Annotated in this window: 14 protein-coding genes; 5 read left to right on the forward strand and 9 right to left on the reverse strand. The window is 72.7% G+C overall.

The genetic code is table 11. The features are described 5' to 3' along the window. Positions 1-162: 162 nt before the first annotated feature. The 8 genes from ACWG52_RS13450 to ACWG52_RS13485 form a co-directional block, all read right to left on the reverse strand. Positions 163-1,779: a DUF3492 domain-containing protein gene (locus ACWG52_RS13450; protein WP_390166213.1), complete on the reverse strand. Its 1,617-nt coding sequence runs from the start codon at positions 1,777-1,779 to the stop codon at positions 163-165. 208 nt (positions 1,780-1,987) lie between these two features. Continuing rightward, on the reverse strand, positions 1,988-3,706 hold the full coding sequence (locus ACWG52_RS13455) for a dipeptide ABC transporter ATP-binding protein (RefSeq protein ID WP_390166211.1): 1,719 nt from the start codon (positions 3,704-3,706) through the stop codon (positions 1,988-1,990). Continuing rightward, positions 3,703-4,695: an ABC transporter permease gene (locus ACWG52_RS13460; protein WP_389805990.1), complete on the reverse strand. Its 993-nt coding sequence runs from the start codon at positions 4,693-4,695 to the stop codon at positions 3,703-3,705. The genes ACWG52_RS13455 and ACWG52_RS13460 overlap by 4 nt, the downstream gene beginning before the upstream one ends. After that, a complete protein-coding gene (locus tag ACWG52_RS13465; RefSeq protein ID WP_389805992.1) occupies positions 4,692-5,687 on the reverse strand; it encodes an ABC transporter permease in 996 nt (331 codons plus the stop codon). Before ACWG52_RS13465 ends, ACWG52_RS13460 begins: the two co-directional genes overlap by 4 nt. After that, positions 5,684-7,444, reverse strand: a complete 1,761-nt coding sequence (locus ACWG52_RS13470) for an ABC transporter substrate-binding protein (protein ID WP_389805994.1) — start codon at positions 7,442-7,444, stop codon at positions 5,684-5,686. Before ACWG52_RS13470 ends, ACWG52_RS13465 begins: the two co-directional genes overlap by 4 nt. A gap of 202 nt (positions 7,445-7,646) precedes the next feature. After that, positions 7,647-7,742: an Ms4533A family Cys-rich leader peptide gene (locus tag ACWG52_RS13475; RefSeq protein ID WP_326748893.1), complete on the reverse strand. Its 96-nt coding sequence runs from the start codon at positions 7,740-7,742 to the stop codon at positions 7,647-7,649. A gap of 81 nt (positions 7,743-7,823) precedes the next feature. Then, positions 7,824-9,206 (reverse strand): DUF3152 domain-containing protein, encoded by a 1,383-nt coding sequence (locus ACWG52_RS13480; RefSeq protein ID WP_389805996.1) that lies wholly within the window; start codon positions 9,204-9,206, stop codon positions 7,824-7,826. Positions 9,207-9,211: 5 nt separating this feature from the next. Continuing rightward, positions 9,212-10,207: an alpha/beta fold hydrolase gene (locus tag ACWG52_RS13485; RefSeq protein ID WP_389805998.1), complete on the reverse strand. Its 996-nt coding sequence runs from the start codon at positions 10,205-10,207 to the stop codon at positions 9,212-9,214. A gap of 133 nt (positions 10,208-10,340) precedes the next feature. Between ACWG52_RS13485 and ACWG52_RS13490 the strand changes: the two genes are divergently transcribed. The 4 genes from ACWG52_RS13490 to ACWG52_RS13505 all read left to right on the forward strand — a co-directional run bounded on the left by ACWG52_RS13490 (position 10,341) and on the right by ACWG52_RS13505 (position 12,170). Next, entirely contained in the window at positions 10,341-10,556 is a 216-nt protein-coding gene (locus ACWG52_RS13490) for a hypothetical protein (RefSeq protein WP_389806000.1), read from the forward strand. A 172-nt stretch (positions 10,557-10,728) separates the two neighbouring features. After that, positions 10,729-11,367, forward strand: a complete 639-nt coding sequence (locus ACWG52_RS13495) for a TetR/AcrR family transcriptional regulator (protein WP_030011335.1) — start codon at positions 10,729-10,731, stop codon at positions 11,365-11,367. A gap of 163 nt (positions 11,368-11,530) precedes the next feature. Further along, entirely contained in the window at positions 11,531-11,758 is a 228-nt protein-coding gene (locus tag ACWG52_RS13500; RefSeq protein WP_030711771.1) for a DUF3107 domain-containing protein, read from the forward strand. Between the two features lie 109 nt (positions 11,759-11,867). Further along, positions 11,868-12,170, forward strand: a complete 303-nt coding sequence (locus tag ACWG52_RS13505; RefSeq protein WP_371588404.1) for a hypothetical protein — start codon at positions 11,868-11,870, stop codon at positions 12,168-12,170. A 122-nt stretch (positions 12,171-12,292) separates the two neighbouring features. On the opposite strand, the gene ACWG52_RS13510 is transcribed toward ACWG52_RS13505, so the two are convergent. Then, positions 12,293-13,051: a ferritin-like fold-containing protein gene (locus ACWG52_RS13510; protein WP_030711776.1), complete on the reverse strand. Its 759-nt coding sequence runs from the start codon at positions 13,049-13,051 to the stop codon at positions 12,293-12,295. Between the two features lie 471 nt (positions 13,052-13,522). On the opposite strand from ACWG52_RS13510, the gene ACWG52_RS13515 reads away from it, so the two are divergent. Further along, positions 13,523-15,448, forward strand: a complete 1,926-nt coding sequence (locus tag ACWG52_RS13515) for a DEAD/DEAH box helicase (protein ID WP_389806003.1) — start codon at positions 13,523-13,525, stop codon at positions 15,446-15,448. Positions 15,449-15,455: the final 7 nt, after the last annotated feature.

Genomic DNA, 15,455 nt, shown 5'->3' on the forward strand with positions numbered 1-15,455 from the left:
CTGGCAACGGCGCCGCGCCGGACCGTACACCGGAGGTCGACATCACCTCTGCGGCGCCGCTGCCGGGGCTCCGCCCCGGACCCCGCGCCTCAAACGCCGGCGAGGCTGAGAATGCAGCCGCCGAAACTGATGTGGGCGGGGGGACTCGGGGGTCGGCGGGGGTCATACGGCGGCCTCCGGGGACGGCTCCGCGGGGGCCCAGGTCGGGCTGGTCCAGTGGCCCGGCACCCGGGCCTCCGGGGGGCTGGCGAAGGGGATCTCGCCGTCCGGCCGTACGGAGCCCTTGGCCAGCAGCCGCAGGTAGATCTCCTGGAAGGCGGCCACGTTCTGCTCGACGGTGAAGAGCTCCAGGGCCCGCGCCCGGGCGGCGGCGCCGAGCCGCTGCGCCCGCTCGGGGTCCCGCATCAGGGACAGGCAGGCTTCGGCGAGCGCCCGGGGGTTGCGCGGTGGGACGACGAGTCCGGTGCCCCCGATGACCTCGCAGACCGCGCCCACGTCGGTGGAGACGGTGGCGCGCCCGCAGAGCATCGCCTCGACGAGGGTGTTCGGGAAGCCCTCGATGACGGAGGACAGGACGACGACGCGCCCGGCGCCGTACGCCTCGGCCGTGGTGGGGGCGTCGGGTCCGCCGATCTCCTCGAAGGTGACCGGGTTCTCCCCGACGGTGACCGAGTCGGCGGCCTCGTCGGGGAAGAGCTGGGCGGCCAGGGCACTGCAGCCGGCGAGGTAGTCGGGGACCACGGCCGTGGCGAAGATCCGCAGCCGGGTGCCGGGCGCGGCCCGGCGGACCTCGGCGAAGGCGTGCAGCAGGGCGATGAGGTCCTTGGCGGGCTCTGCCCGGCCGACCCACACCAGGGTGTCGGGGTCCCCGCAGTCCGCGGCCTCGCCGACGGTGGCGAATCGGTCCGCCTCCATCCCGGGGTGGACGGTCCGCAGTCGTTCGCGGGTGGCCCCGCACCGCTCCTGCCAGCGCCGGGCGTGCGCGTTCCCGGGGGTCAGGAAGTCGGCGCGGGCGTAGATCTCGGTGGCCAGCCGCAGGTGGAGGGCGGCGAGCAGGGCCCGGACGGCGGGGCGGGTGCCCGGTTCGCCGTGGGTGTCGAGCTGGGTCAGGTAGTGGGCCCGGAGCTGGACCCCGTACTCGGTCACCAGCAGCGGCACTCCGAAGAAGCGTTTGGCCAGGAGTCCGGGGAGGGCCCCGACGCCGCCGGCGGTCGCGTGGCAGATGTCGGCCTCGCCGAGACCGCCCCCGGCCCGGGCGTTCTCCTCGTACCAGTCGAGGGACAACGGCCGGAGCACGACCTCCAGTTCGTCCACGAACTCCAGCAGGTCGGCGACCTGCGCGGTCTGTACGGTGCGGGCCGCGCCCGGCGCCCGGCAGGCGGACTCCAGGGCGCGGACCGCGGACTCGGAGCGCAGGGCCGCGTACATCCCGCCCTGTTCGCGGGCGAGTCCCGCGAGCCCGTACAGCCCGGCCGCGAAGGGCTGCGCCTCACCGGCGCAGATCCCCCGGACCAGTTCCTTGAAGCAGTCCACGAACCGTCGGCGCTCCCGGCGGGAGTAGGTCCGCCCGTCGTCGGCGGGGGCCCACAGGGGGGCCGTCCGGACGCGGGTGACGTGCTCGGGCAGGGGCACCCGGGCGCGTTCCTGCTCGGCGCTGCGGCTCAGTGCGTAGATCTCGAACTCGTGCTGCGGGAGACCGCGCACGAGCCGGTCGCACCACAGCCTCGCCTCTCCCGTCGCATACGGATAACCACCTTCCGTGAGCAGTCCGATCCGCACGAGTGGCACCCCCGATCTCCCGTTCAGGCGGTCGCCGTTCGGTCAGGCGACCCGCCGCGGGAGAACTCAAGCGGATATGCCGAAGGCGCGACGGACGGTTGTCCGTCGCGCCACCGGAAGGGGTGAAGAGTCGTAACTTTCCCGTACGGTTCACGTTCGAGCACGCTAGAAGTACAGCCTCCGGGCAGCCCGGGGCTCCGGCGTCCCGTTACGCGAAGACCTCCTGCCGCGTCCTGCGGCGACCGGCCGCCAGCGCGGGATCCAGGGCGGGTACGGCGGCCAGCAGCTGCCGGGTGTACGGGTGGGTCGGGCGGTCGTAGACCTCGTCCACCGGCCCCTCCTCGACGATCTCCCCGGCCCGCATGACGGCCACCCGGTCGCTGACCTGCCGGACCACTGCCAGGTCGTGCGCGATGAAGACGAGCGCGATGCCCAGCTCCCGTTGGAGCTCCGCCAGCAGGGCGGTGACCTGCGCCTGGGTGGTCACGTCGAGGGCGGAGACCGGCTCGTCGCAGACGATCAGTCGGGGCCTGGGCGCGAGCGCCCGCGCGATGCCCACCCGCTGGCGCTGGCCGCCGCTGAACTCGTGCGGGTAGCGGTCGTGGTGCCCGGGCTCCAGACCGACGCGCCGGAGCAGTTCCTCCACCCGGGCCCGGACGGCCGCCTCGTCCCGCTCCCCGGCCGCGCGCAGCGGGTCGGCGATGGATTCGCCGATCGAGCGGCGCGGGTTGAGGGAGGACACCGGGTCCTGGAAGACCATCTGCACGCCGTTCGCGATGCCGGTGACGGGGGCGCCGTCGCGGCGCACCTGCCCGGAGTCGGGCTCCAACAGTCCGACGAGCATCCGTCCGAGCGTGCTCTTGCCGGAGCCGCTCTCGCCGACGATCCCGAGGGTCTCGCCGGCGTGCACGGCGAGGGAGACGCCGGCGACGGCGGCGACCTTCCGCCGTCCCCGCCCGAACTCCCGCCGCAGGCCGAAGGCTTCGACGACAGGGGGCACTTCCTGCTTCCCGTCCGGCCCCGCCGGGGACGCGTCCGGCCCCGCCGGCGTGCGGGGCGCGGGGTCCGGGGCGGTGCCCGGGGAACGGCGCTGCGCCCGCTCACCCGCGCTCCGGCGCTCGTGGCGCGGCCCGTCCAGTCTCGGTACGGCGGCCAGCAGGGCCTGGGTGTAGGCCTCGGCCGGCGCGGCCAGGACGGAGGCCACCGGTCCCCGTTCCACCGTGGCTCCGTCCCTCATCACCAGCACCTCGTCCACGCTCTCCGCCGCCACCCCCACGTCGTGGGTGACCAGCAGCAACCCGAGCCCGCGCTCCTCGCGCAGCCCGTGCAGCAGGTCGAGGATCTGGGCCTGCACGGTGACGTCCAGCGCGGTGGTCGGCTCGTCGGCGATCAGCAGCCGCGGCTCGCACACGAGCGCCATCGCGATGAGGGCCCGTTGCCGCATGCCGCCGCTGAACTCGTGCGGGCGGGCGCGGGAGCGGCGTACCGCGTCCGGGATGCCCACCCGGTCGAGGACCTCGACGGCACGGGCCCGGGCGGCCCGCCGGGAGACGTCCGCGTGGACGCGGTGGACCTCGGCGATCTGGTCGCCGATGGCGTAGTACGGGTCCAGGGAGCTCAGCGGGTCCTGGAAGACCATGGCGGCGGTCCCGCCGCGCAGTCGGCGCAGTTCGGCCGTCGAGGCCGCGGCCACGTCCGTGCCGCCGACCCGGACGGTGCCGCCGAGGCGGGCGCCCGTGCCGCGGTGCAGGCCCAGCAGGGCGGCGGCCACGGTGGACTTGCCGCTGCCGGACTCGCCCACGACGCCGAGGGCCCGGCCGGCCTCCAGGGTGAAGGAGACCCCGTCCACCGCCCGTACGTGCTCCCCCGCCCCGCCGACGGGGAAGTCGACGACGAGGTCGGTGACCTCGACCAGTGCGTACGTCATGCGAGGGTCACCCTTCGGTCCGCGGCGGCGTACAGCAGGTCGGCGATCGCGCCCGCGAGGACCACGGCCGTGCCGATCGCGAGGACGACGCCGACCACGACGGGCAGGTCCACGACCCGTACCCCGTCGATGAGGGTCTTGCCGAGGCCGGGGATCCCGAACAGGGACTCCGTCAGCACGGCGCCGCCGATCATCGTGCCGAAGTCCACGGCGCTGAGCGCGATCACGGGGGCCACGGCGCCGCGCACCGCGTGCCGGGTGACGACGGCCCGCTCCCCCACCCCGTAGGCACGGAAGGTGCGGATGTGGTCCTCGGCGAGCGTCTCCAGAGTCGAACTGCGGGTGAGGCGGGCGTACTTGGCGCTCTCGAAGAAGCCGAGGGTCACCCAGGGCAGGAGCAGGTTCCAGGCCCATTGCTCGGGGTCCTCGGTGAGCGGCACGTACGTCGGGAACGGCAGCCACTGCAGGTAGGCGCACACCGTCATGAGCAGCAGCAGCCCGAGGATGAAGACGGGCGTGCCGGTCCCGGCGAGGGTCAGGACGGTCAGGGCCCGCTCGGTGATCCCGCCGCGGCGCAGCGCGGACAGCAGTCCGGTGCCGACGCCGACCACCAGCCAGATCACCAGCGCGCCCAGCGCCAGTGACAGGGTGGCGGGCAGCCGGTCCAGGATCAGTCCGGTGACCTGCTGGTCGTTCTGGTACGAGAATCCCAGGCAGGGCGCGTCGCAGTGCAGGACGAGGCCGGCGCCGCCGGAGTGGTCCCGGCCGGTGAGCAGCCCTTGGAGGAAGTGCAGGTACTGGGTGAGGGCGGACTCGTTCAGCCCGAGCTGTTCGCGGACCTGGGCGATCTGCGCCGGGTTGCAGCGCTCTCCGCAGGCCAGGCGCGCCGGGTCGCCGGGTGCCAGGTAGAAGAGGGAGTAGACGACGACGGACAGGGTGAGCAGCACGAGGAGTGCGCCGCCGGTCCGTTTGAGCACGAAGCGGGTCACGCCCTGCGCTCCTTTCTGGTGCCGACCCGCAGGCGGGAGCCTTCGCGCGGGTCGAGGGCCGTGCGGACGGCGTCGCCCAGCACGGTGGAGGCGAGCACGGTGACGAAGAGCAGTCCGGCGGGGAGCAGGACGTAGGTCGGGTCGGCGCGGAACCAGGTCTGGGCGCTGGAGAGCATCTGTCCCCAGGAGGGCGTGGGCGGCTTCACGCCGACGCCGAGGAAGGACAGCGAGGCCTCGGCCACGATGGCGGTGGGCACCTTGATCGCGGCGTAGGTGATGACGGGCGCGGCGAGTGAGGGCAGCAGTTCGCGGCGGGCGATGCCGAGCGTGCCGCGGCCCGAGAGGCGGGCGGCGTCGACGAAGTCGAGACCGCGCAGGGCGAGGGCCTGGGCGCGCACCATCCGGGCGGTGCCGCCCCAGTCGAGCAGGCCGATGATGAGGATCAGGAGCAGCGGCCGCGGGAAGTCGGGCGGGACGACCGCGGTGAGGGCGATACCGATCACCAGCATCGGCAGCGCGATCATCACGTCGGTGAACCGGCCGATGAGCCCGCCCGCGAACCGGCCGCCGAGGGCGGCGGCGAGTCCGACGCCCACGCCGACGAGGGTCTGTACGACGACGGCGCCCAGGGCGACGAGCAGGGAGATCCGCGCCCCGTACGCCAGCCGGGTGAGCAGGTCACGTCCGGTGCCCGGCTCGACGCCGAGCAGGTGGTCGGCGGAGATCCCGCCGAAGGAGCCGAGCGGTACCCCGCCGCGCGCGGAGTCCACGAGGTCGTCGTGGTACGCGTTCGGGTCCTGCCCGGTGAGGTGGGCGAGCAGGGGCGCGGCGAGGGCGAGGAGGACGAGCAGGGCCAGCACCCCGGCGGCGGTGAGGGCCGCGGGCCGGCGGCGCAGGCGCCGCAGGACCTGGCGCGCGGTGCCCGCGCCCGGGGCGGGAGCCCCGGGCGCGGGCACCGGCTGCCGCGCCGGCTGGTTCAGGGCGACGCTCACTTGACGGAGACCTGCGAGATGTCGAGGACGCCGGTCCAGTCGCTGATGACGACGTTCTTGACGTCCTTGCCGACGAGTCGCTTGTAGACGGGGTGGAAGAGCGGCACGTCCAGGGCCTGCTCACCGATCTTCTTGTCGAGCGCGCCCCAGCGCTTGCCGGCCGCCGCGAGGTCGGTCAGCTTGGCGATCTCGTCGATCTCGCTGTTCACGGCCGGGTCGTTCAACTGCGCGTGGTTGTAGTTGGAGCCGTTGGTCACGATCTGTCGGCCGTCGAAGATCGGCGCGAGGAAGGGGCCGCCGGACGGCCAGTCGGCGCCCCAGCGGGAGAGGAAGAAGCCGGGGGTGTTCTTGGCGTCCCAGCGCTTCTCGTTGAAGGCGTTGTTCTCCAGGCCTTCCAGCTTGACGGTGATACCGGCGGCGGCGAGGGCCTGCTGCACGGCGGTGGCGACCTCGGGGCTGGTCTGGCGGTTCTGCGCGGTGGAGTGGGTCAGGGTGACGGTGAGGCCGTCGGGGAAGCCCGCCTCGGCGAGCAGCTGCTTGGCCTTGGCCGGGTCGCCGGTCTTCCCTGCCGGGAAGTGGTCGTACGGGGTGAAGCCGAAGGCCTCGCGCTCGGGCAGGAAGGTGGTGGCCGGTTCGGCCAGCGCGGATCCGCCGGCGGCGTTGATCACGCTGGTGCGGTTGATCGCGTGGGAGATGGCCTGGCGCACCTTCGGGTTGTCGAAGGGGGCCACCTTCGGGTTGAAGGCCAGGTAGTTGATGTAGCCGAAGTGGCCGGTGCCGACGCGTGCGGCGAGCTCGTTCTTGTCGGCGGAGTCGCCGATCTGGGCGAGTTCGGCGGGTCCCAGGTTGGTGTCTGTGGTGACGGCGGCGGCGTCGGGGCCGGAGCTGGTGGACAGGCGCTGGTTGATGACGGCGGCGTCCAGCCCGGAGCGGACGTCGATCTTGTCCGGGTAGGCCTTGCGCTCCTCGTCGGTCTTCTCGTCCCAGTGCTCGTTGCGCTCCAGGGTGAGGTGCTCGCCGTCGTTGTCGTTCCTGACGACCTTGTACGGGCCGGAGGAGACGGGGTGCTCCTCGTACTTGACCCCGGTGTCCTTGGCCTTGGGGACGGGGGCGAACTGCGTCTGGGTGGCGACGAAGGGGAACTCGCCCTCGGGCTTGCGGAGTTTGAAGACGATCGTCTTCGGGTCGGGCACGAGGATCGAGTCGAGCCCCTTGCCGCCGTCCTTGTACGGGCCCTCGTAGCTCTCGCCGCCGACCAGCCAGTCCCGCAGGTAGGGGGCGCCGCCCGACAGCTCGGCGGCGAAGGACCGCTCGATGCCGTACTTGATGTCGGCGGAGGTGATCGGGGAGCCGTCCTCGTACTTCAGCCCGTCCTTGAGCGTGTACGTCCACTCGGTGGCGTCGGCGTTGGGCTTTCCGGTGTCGGTGGCCAGGTCGGGCACGACCTTGGTGCCGGCCGCGCCGTCCTCGCGGTTGCGGGTGGTCAGGGTGCGGAAGACCAGCGAGGGAACGTTTCCACCGCCCGAGGTGTAGAGCCGGGCCGGGTCGAAGTCGCTCTGCGGCTCGGAGTTGAGGACGGTCAGGGTGCCGCCCTTCTGCGGAGCGCCCCCGGCCGCGCCCGGCTTGTCGCCCGAACCGGCCTTGTCCGCACCGTCCTTGGGCCCGCAGGCCGCGGCGCCCCCGGCCAGGACGAGGCTGACGGTGACGGCGGCCACGCGGCGCGCTATGAGATGACGGGCAGGTCCGGCGGAAGACATGGGTGTGGAGACCTCTCGGCGTGAAGGAAGGGCGGAAGGGCCACGCGAGGGGCAGCGGTCGACGACGGTGCCGGATCGGACACCGAGACATGAGGAAGCCGCACCTGCGGGCGTACGTACACCCGGGCGCAGCGGTGGAAAGGCGGAAGGTCGCGGCGCTCGCGGGTCGGGGACACCTCCCGGGCCGCATGGCCCAGGGGGGTCAGCGACAGAGGATGTCGGCCACGCTGTGCGCGGTCACACCGAGGAGCGCCAGCTCGATGGCGGCGCTCGCAGTGGTGGTGTGGTGGTGCGACATGCGGAGAACGATTGCCGATGATCGGACGGATTGTCAACGCGGATCCCCGCCCGGCCGGCGGGCGGGGTCCCGGTGCGTCGGTCAACTCTCGGGGAAGACCCAGGGGTTGGCCTTGCACTGGATGCCGTTGATGTCGAGGGACTTGGTCTGCTGCTGCATGATCGGCGCGAGCGCGCCGGGGGTGCGGCAGTTCACATGGCCGTGTCCGAGCCGGTGTCCGACCTCGTGGTTGATGAGCATCTGCCGGTAGGCGAACATCTGGTCCGGCCCGTAGGTCGCGGAGCCCTGCGCCCAACGGAACGCGTTGATCATCACCCGGTCCGTGGAGGCGGAGTCGCAGGAGACGTTGTCGACGGTGGTGTCCAGGTCGGACTTGGCGCACCAGACCCCGGTGGTCCCGGGACTGGCCAGGGTGATCACGAAGTCCGCCTCGCCGCCCGGCACCCGCTCGAAGGTCTTCTCACCGTTGTGGGCCCAGCTGCGCGGGTCGTTGAGGGTGCGGTGGACGGCCTCGGCGAACAGCTGCGGGTCCAGGCCGAGACCCTGCTCGACGTCGACCCGGTAGCGCACGAGCTTGCCCTTGCCGGGGGCCTTGGCCACCCCGGGCACGGTGTCGAAGGCGCCGGGTCCGGCGAGTTTCGCGTCGATCGGCAGCTGCTGGGCCATCTTCTGTTCGTACGTCAGCTCCACCTCGGGCGCGGCGGACGGCGCCGCCGGCGCCACCGCCTGCGGCGGGGTCGAGCGGTCGTCCGAGCGGGAGGCGCCGGCGTCGGCGCGGCTGTTGCCGGCGGCCTGCGCGCCGGACTTCTCGCTGTCGCCGTCCGAGGTCACCTGGCCGGCGACGACGACGGCGAGGACGGTGGTGACGGCCACGGCGGCCAGGCCGGTGTACGTACGGACCTTCCGGCCGCGGCCGGAGCCGGCGGGCTCCTCGGCGTCGTCGTCGGCGGCGTCGGCGTCCTCGGGTGCGGCGGGAGCCACCGGATCGACGGGCTTGCGCGGTCCGGGCACCCGGGGCTGCGCGCCGGTGGAGGTGACGGGGTCCAGGTCGAATGCGGCCGGCGGCGTCAGGGTGACCTGCGGGAAGCCCACCGCGGGGGTCCCGAAGGCCGGGGTGTCGCTGTCGCGGTAGGCCGTGGGCGCGGGCCTGGATGCCGGCCTGGGCGCGGGCGCGGCGGCCTCGTGCGGGCGCCGTACTCCGCGCCAGTCGCCGTACACGGAGTCGGGGTGGGCCCCCCACACGTCGTCGGACTCGTACTGCTGGGGGTGGCCGCCGGTCCGCGCGTCGGCGTGGTACCGGTCCTGGGGCACGTATCCCTGGTGGGTGACGGTCGGCTCGGGCCAGTACCCGGCGGACGGTTCCTCGTAGGGCAGGGGCGCGGGCTCCGGCTGCGGCCGGGCGGGTGCCGGGGCGGCGGCCGGAGCCGGAGCTGGGGCAGGGCCCTTGCGACTATGTCGTCCCACGGTCCTCAGCCTCTGCCGTCTTCGTTATGTCGGTCACTCTCGCCCGTCCCGGTGTCGCTCAGCAGCTCCCGGAAGGCGGCGGCCACCACCTCGGGGTACTCCATCATCGCCACGTGTCCGGCCTCGGGCAGACACAGCAGCCGCGAACCGCGGTAGGCCGCGGCCGCCTTGTGCGCCATACGGTACGAGACCAGTTGGTCCCGGCCACCGTAGACCAGCAGCGAGGGCGCGAGAACCCGCTGCGCCTGTCGCCACAGTCCGTGCTGGCCACCGAGGGTGTAGGCGTCGACGATGCCGCGCGAGGAGCGGGTCATCGCCTCCCAGAAGTACGGGAGCGCCATCCGCCGCTCCATCTCCTCGACGGCGTTGCGGAATCCCTCCGGCGTCACCCGGGAGGGGTCCCCGTAACAGAGCTCCGTCACCCCGCGGGTGCGCTGCTCGGCACTGAGTCCCTGGGTCAGTCGGTTGAAGAGCGCGGCCACCCCGGGCACGGCGAGCAGCGCGGTCGGCACGGCCGACTTCTGCACGCGCAGTTCGGGCAGGGCGGGCGAGACGAGCGTCAGGGTGCTCACCAGGTCGGGCCGGACGGCCGCGACGCGGGTGGAGACGGCGCCGCCGAGGGAGTTCCCGAACAGGTGGACCGGGCCGCGCCCGGCGGCGTCGAGGTGCCGGATCACGGCGCGGGCGAAGGCGGTGACGGAGTAGTCCCGGTCGGCGGGTGGTGGGGACCAGCCGAAGCCCGGCAGGTCGAGGGCCTCACCGTCGACGGTGTCGGCCAGTCGCGCCATCAGATCCGACCAGTTCTGGGAGGAACCGCCGAGTCCGTGCACGAACAGAGCGGGCGGCAGCCCGGTGCGCCGGGGCGGCCGGACCCGGACGGCCAGTTCCAGGCCGGGCAGCGCGACGGTGCGCAGCTGCTCCCCTTCGGCCACTCGAACAGCTCCCACCTGGGAGGACAGCTCGGCGGTGGACCGCACGCCCGGCAGCTCGGTCGATGACATGCGGGCAATGTTACGAGACGATCACGCTCCTCCTCTTGTGTTCGCCGTCACAGACACGGGTCGGATCCGTCTAGCGGTGCCTCCGCGATCCTCCTAGGCTCGTAAGTGAGCACAAGGAAGCGAGGGGAGCGGCATGACTGTCGACCCTGCGGAGCCGGACACCTTCCGGGAGCAGTTTCCGGAATCCCTCGATCCTGAGGCGCCCGAGGCGGATGTGGCGGAGCAGCTGGCCGATCTCCGGCCGGACGAGGACGACCCGATCACCGTGCGCCCGGTGGACGGCGTCACGGACGGCGATGCCGTCGAGCAGGCACGGGTGGTGCCGCTGGACGAGGACGACTACCGCTGACCCGCGGTCGACCGGGCATCGATCAAACCGCTGATCAAACCGCTGACCAGCGCCTCCGGGCCGTCCGTACCGCGAGAAAACTCGGATGGAACCCACCAGATTCGGTTACCGAAAAGTACGATGGCGGCGCGGCGCAGAGCGCACTGTGTTCTTAGAGAAAGTGGGAGGCGGCGTGACAGCCATCGAGCAGACCGAGGCAGCGCGTCCGCGGGGCACGCGACTGCCGCGCCGAGCCCGGCGCAACCAGCTGCTGGGCGCGGCCCAGGAGGTTTTCGTCGCGCAGGGGTATCACGCGGCGGCCATGGACGACATCGCCGAGCGGGCCGGCGTGAGCAAGCCGGTGCTGTACCAGCACTTCCCCGGCAAGCTCGACCTGTACCTGGCCCTGCTGGACCAGCACTGCGAGGCACTGCTGCTGGCCGTGCGCACGGCCCTCGCGTCGACGACGGACAACAAGCTGCGCGTGGCGGCCACGATGGACGCCTACTTCGCGTACGTGGAGGAGGAGGGCGGCGCCTTCCGGCTGGTCTTCGAGTCCGACCTGACGAACGAGCCGGCGGTGCGCGAGCGCGTCGACCGGGTCTCGCTCCAGTGCGCCGAGGCCATCTCGGACGTCATCGCCGAGGACACCGGCCTGTCCAAGGACGAGTCGATGCTGCTGGCCGTGGGCCTGGGCGGGGTCTCGCAGGTCGTGGCCCGCTACTGGCTCTCCAGCGAGAGCCCGGTCGCCCGGGAGACGGCGGTCGGCCTGCTGACCTCCCTCGCCTGGCGCGGTATCGCCGGCTTCCCGCTGCACGGCACGGAGTCCTGAGGGACCCGGCCGACCGACGGCGCCCGCGACCTCGGCGGGCCTCATCGGCGTCTGTTCGCTGCGAGCGTGTCCGCTCTGCGCGGTCCGCGTCCCCTCTCCGGGCTAATGTGGACCGCGTACGGCGCGGCTGATCGCGCGAACGGATCGTCGGAGGGACAAAGCCGTGGAGGTCAAGATCGGCGTGCAGCACGCACCCCGGGAGATCGTGCTGGAGAGCGACCTGAGCGCCGAGGAGCTGGAGGCCGTCGTCGCCGCCGCGCTCTCCGGTCAGTCGCCGCTGCTGAGCCTCACCGACAACAAGGGCCGCAAGGTCCTCGTGCCGTCGGACCGCCTGTCGTATGTCGACCTGGGCGAGCCGAGCACGCGCAAGGTCGGTTTCGGCGCGCTCTGAGAACTGTTGGAAACGGCCCGGTGGTTGATCCCACCGGGCCGTTTCTGTCTCTTCCGCTTCGGGTAGGACCGCAGTGACCCGGTTTGCCCTGACGTATGGGAGAGACCTCATGCTGCTGCTGGAAGTGCTCGGCTCCGCATTCCTGGGCCTCGCCTTGTCCGCGACAGCCTCCAGGGTGCTCACGCGCCGGTTGCCTTCCACCAAAGTGGTGCTGGTCAGCGGGGTGCTGGGGGCACTGTTCGGGGCGTATCTGACCCACTTCGCCCTGGGACCCGGACACAACACCCTGACCGCGACGCTGATCGGCGCGGTGTTGGTGTCGGCCGTGGTCCTGTCCCTGTTGCTCCGTCCGGCCGCAGGGCCCCGCAGGCGGTCCCACAGGACTCCGTTTTCACTCCCGTCGCGGGGCTGACGACCCTGACCACTGACCCCTGAACCACGGACGTCGGCCCCGGCGCGGTGTGCGCGCCGGGGCCGACGTGTGGAGCGGTACGAGCGGTACGGAGCCTCGCGGCCTCGCGGCTGCCCGTGGACTCAGGCGGCGAGCCCGAGGGCCGCCATGCGCTTGGTGTGCGCCTTGGTGATGCGGGTGAACATCTCGCCGACGGCCGCCAGGTCGAAGCCGGCCGCCATTCCGTCGACGCCGCCGACCAGCATGGTCGAGAGGGCGTCGCGCTCGGCGACCACGCGCTGGGCCTGCGAGAGGGCCTCGCCCATGAGCCGGCGGGCCCAGAGCGCGAGCCGGCCGCCGCAGCGCGGGTCCGCCTCGATCGCCGCGCGGACCTTCTCGACGGCGAAGTTGCCGTGGCCGGTGTCGTCGAGCACGCCGAGCACGAGGGCGCGGGTGTCCGTGTCGAGGTGGGAGGCGACCTCGCGGTAGAAGTCGCTGGCGATGGAGTCGCCGACGTAGGCCTTGACCAGGCCCTCCAGCCAGTCCGAGGGCGCGGTCTGGCGGTGGAAGTCGTCGACGCCCTTCGCGAAGGGCTCCATGGCGGCGGTGGGCTCGACCTCGATCGCCGCGAGCCGGTCCCGCAGCCGCTCGAAGTGGTGGAACTCGGCGGAGGCCATCGCGGCGAGCTCGGCCTTGTCGTCCAGGGTGGGCGCGAGCTTCGCGTCCTCCGCGAGGCGCTCGAAGGCCGCGAGCTCTCCGTAGGCGAGCGCGCCGAGCAGGTCCACGACGGCGGCGCGGTACTGCGGCGAGGCAGAGGCGGCGGCCCAGTCCTGGGAGGCGATACCGACGGCGTCGGCGGGGGCGCTGTCGTCGGCGGGCGAGGCGTTTTCTACGGTCGACATGCTCCGCACAATAGCCCGCCGAATGGCCCTCCAAGTCACCACGCCGGATCCTTGCCTGTCCAGCTAAACGCGCCTACCCGGTGAATTCACCCGACACAGCTGCGCGATTCCGGGGTACAGTGGTAATGCGCCTGCCGAATACTCGGCGGGCCATCCGAATGAGGATGCCCGGTCGGTGGCCCGATCGGCTCCAACCGACCGCCCTCGGTGCGGTGCGTACGTTCATGCGTACCGCCTACCACGAGGGGCCCCCTCAGCGGCAGATGCGCTTGAGCGAAGGCTAGTGGTCCCGCGCAGCTTCGTACGTAGCAGTACTGCAAGCACGGCACGGTACGACCCCCCTCGCCGCCTCGCGCCGCGTCTCACAGAAGAGGCAGCACCCTGACTACGTTCCGAGACCTCGGGATCTTTCCCGAGACGGCCGAGGCCCTTGAGGCCGTCGGCATCGTGTCCCCCTTCCCGATCCAGGAGATGACCCTCCCCGTCGCCCTTTCCGGCACGGACGTCATCGGCCAGGCCAAGACCGGTACCGGCAAGACGCTCGGTTTCGGCCTTCCCCTGCTGGAGCGGGTCGTCGTCCCTGCCGACGTCGAAGCCGGCCGCGCCACCCCCGCGCAGCTGACCGACGCCCCGCAGGCCCTCGTGGTGGTTCCGACCCGCGAGCTGTGCACCCAGGTCACCAACGACCTCCTGACCGCGGGCAAGGTCCGCAACGTCCGCGTCCTCGCCATATACGGCGGTCGCGCGTACGAGCCTCAGGTCGAGGCGCTCAAGAAGGGCGTCGACGTGATCGTCGGCACCCCGGGCCGCCTGCTCGACCTGGCCGGGCAGAAGAAGCTCGACCTCTCGCGCGTCAAGGCCCTCGTCCTGGACGAGGCCGACGAGATGCTCGACCTGGGCTTCCTGCCCGACGTCGAGAAGATCATGGCGTACCTGCCCGCGAAGCGTCAGACGATGCTGTTCTCGGCGACCATGCCGGGTGCGGTCATCGGCCTGGCCCGCCGTTACATGACGCAGCCGACGCACATCCGCGCCGTCTCCGAGGACGGCGAGGGCGCGACCGTCGCCAACATCACGCAGCACGTCTTCCGTGCGCACAACATGGACAAGCCGGAGCTGGTCTCCCGCATCCTGCAGGCCGAGGGCCGTGGCCTGGCCATGATCTTCTGCCGTACCAAGCGCACGGCGGCCGACATCGCCGAGCAGCTGGAGAAGCGCGGTTTCGCGTCCGGCGCCGTCCACGGCGACCTGGGCCAGGGCGCGCGTGAGCAGGCGCTGCGCGCGTTCCGCAACGGCAAGGTCGACGTGCTGGTGTGCACCGACGTCGCCGCGCGCGGTATCGATGTCGAGGGTGTGACCCACGTCATCAACTACCAGACGCCGGAGGACGAGAAGACCTTCCTGCACCGCGTGGGCCGCACCGGCCGCGCGGGCAACAAGGGCACCGCCGTCACCCTGGTCGACTGGGACGACATCCCGCGCTGGCAGCTGATCAACAAGGCGCTGGAGCTGGACTTCCACGACCCGGTCGAGACGTACTCCACGTCGCCGCACCTGTTCGAGCAGCTGAACATCCCGGCCGGCACCAAGGGCGTCCTGCCGCGCGCCGAGCGCACGCGGGCCGGTCTGAAGGCCGAGCAGCTGGAGGACCTGGGCGAGACCGGCGGCCGCGGTGGCCGTGGCGGCCGCTCCGGTCCGGCGGCCGCCGCCGTGGCGACCGAGGAGCGTCCGGCCCGTACCCGTACGCCGCGCCAGCGCCGCCGTACGCGGGGCGGGGCGGAGCTCGCCGAGGGCGCCGAGGCCACCGCCGCGGTGACCCCGGTCCAGGCTCCCGAGGCCCCCGCGGCCCCGGCCGCCGACGAGCCGCGCCGTCCGCGTCGCCGCCGTACCCGGGTGGCCGCGGCGGCGACCCCGGCCCCCGTGGCCGCGCCGGTCGCCGAGGCCCCGGCGGCCCCGGTCGCCCCGGTGACCCCGGTCGCCGAGGAGGCTCCGGCCCGTCCGAAGCGCGCCCGTGTCCGCAAGGTCGTCCCGACCGAGCCGGAGCCGGACTTCCAGATGCCGCCGCTGGTCGAGCCCGTCCGGGCCCGGCGCGCCCCCCGCAAGGCCGCCCCGGCGGCCGTGGTGACCCCGGTCGTCGCCGAGGTTCCCGCCGAGGAGGCTCCGGTCAAGCCGAAGCGGACCCGGACCCGCAAGGTCGCGGAGGCCGCTCCGGTCGCCACCGAGACCGGCTCCGCCGTGACCGAGGAGGCTCCGGTCAAGCCGAAGCGCACCCGCACCCGCAAGGTCGCGGAGGCCGCTCCGGTCGCCACCGAGACCGGCACCGCCGTGACCGAGGAGGCTCCGGTCAAGCCGAAGCGCACCCGCACCCGCAAGGTCGCGGCCGCGCCGGAGGCCTGAGCCTCAC

Source organism: Streptomyces sp. CLCI03, assembly GCF_053615355.1.